Below are 1,477 nucleotides of genomic sequence, written 5' to 3'. Positions count from 1 at the left end.
ACACCCGTGCAGGACCTGATCGGCTCCCTCACCCGTGAGTCGGCACGGGACGTTGTCCGCCACCGGGACGGTGTCGAGATGTCCGGCGAGCACCACCCGGGTCGGCAACCCCCTCGAGGTGCGGGCCAGGACGCGGTGGCCGTCCCGCACGAGTTCGGTCCGCCCGGCGGCCGGACCCGTGAAGCCGGCGACCACGGAGGCGAGCGCCGTGTGGACGGCGCCGGCGATCTCCGCCTCCTCCCGGGAGGGACTGGCGATGTCGACGAGGGCGCGGGTGAGGTCGACCGGGTCGGCGGTCAGATCGAGGGCGGCGGTCACGGCGTCCACCTTAGATGCCCGTGGCCGGTACGCGCCGGGGCCGACCGCTAGCATCGGGGGCATGAGTGCACACGGAGCCGTGGCCACCGGAATCGCCACCCTGACGTCCGATCACACCGTCCTCGACGTGTGGTACCCAGCGCCCCAGCTCGGAGCGGCCTCCGAGGGGGGTCACCGGATCCTGTCGGGTGACGAGGTCCCCGAGGAGCTGGCTCCCCTCACCGGACCCGACGCCGATCGCGGTGTCGAGCGGGTCGCGGTGCGGGTCGAGATCGAGGACCTCACGCAGGCCCCGACCGACGCCTATGACGCCTACCTGCGGCTGCACCTGATCTCCCACCGCCTCATCCGGCCGCACTTCGCCAACATGGACGGGTTGTTCGGGACACTGGCCAACGTCGTGTGGACCAACTTCGGCCCCTGTGAGGTACCGGGATTCGAGATGGTGCGTGCCAGGTTGCGCGCCCGCGGCCCGGTGACGGTCTACGGCGTGGACAAGTTCCCGAGGATGGTGGACTACGTGGTCCCGTCCGGGGTCCGGATCGCCGACGCCGACCGCGTCCGACTGGGTGCCCATCTGGCGGAGGGGACGACCGTCATGCACGAGGGGTTCGTCAACTTCAACGCCGGCACCCTCGGGCCGTCGATGGTCGAGGGACGCGTCTCGGCCGGTGTCGTGGTCGGTGCGGACTCCGACGTCGGTGGCGGCGCGTCGATCATGGGAACCCTCTCGGGCGGCGGCAAGGAGACCATCTCGATCGGCGAGCGCTGCCTGCTGGGTGCCAACTCCGGAATCGGGATCTCGCTCGGCGACGACTGCGTGGTCGAGGCCGGGCTCTACGTCACCGCCGGGACCAAGGTCGACGTCCGGGCCGGGGCCTGGGCCGATCGCGAGCCCGTCAAGGCGGGCCAGCTCTCCGGGATGGACAATCTGCTGTTCCGGCGCAACTCCGTCTCCGGCGCCGTCGAGGCCGTGCCGTGGAAGCGTGAGGGCGTCGAGCTGAACGAGGCGCTCCACGCCAACGACTGACCTCCCGCGACGCACACCCACAACGACAAGAGCGTTCCGCACGCATCGGCCGAGAGCAGATGCGCGGAACGCTCTTATCGATGGCGCCGGCGGGCGCAGGGGGCGCCGGCGGGCGCGGCCGCGGCCGGG

Annotated in this window: 1 protein-coding gene and 1 pseudogene; one reads left to right on the top strand and one right to left on the bottom strand. The window is 71.6% G+C overall.

Annotated features, from left to right (window positions below; genetic code table 11):
• A pseudogene (locus G6028_RS06535) lies at nt 1–318 on the bottom strand (succinyl-diaminopimelate desuccinylase); the annotation flags it as partial.
• A 61-nt stretch (nt 319–379) separates the two neighbouring features.
• Between G6028_RS06535 and dapD the strand changes: the two are divergent.
• Nucleotides 380–1,348, top strand: a complete 969-nt coding sequence (gene dapD, locus G6028_RS06530) for a 2,3,4,5-tetrahydropyridine-2,6-dicarboxylate N-succinyltransferase (protein ID WP_179525597.1) — start codon at nt 380–382, stop codon at nt 1,346–1,348.
• Nucleotides 1,349–1,477 lie beyond the last annotated feature (129 nt).

Origin of the sequence: Dietzia cercidiphylli, from assembly GCF_014145145.1 — a bacterium.
Taxonomy (GTDB): domain Bacteria; phylum Actinomycetota; class Actinomycetes; order Mycobacteriales; family Mycobacteriaceae; genus Dietzia; species Dietzia natronolimnaea.
The sequence above is the reverse complement of the archived record's forward strand: the minus strand, read 5'-3'. Positions and strand labels throughout refer to the sequence as shown.

Bases quoted from the DNA above. Each gene is read 5' to 3' on its own strand.
- dapD (WP_179525597.1), top strand. From the start codon at position 380: ATGAGTGCACACGGAGCCGTGGCCACCGGAATCGCCACCCTGACGTCC.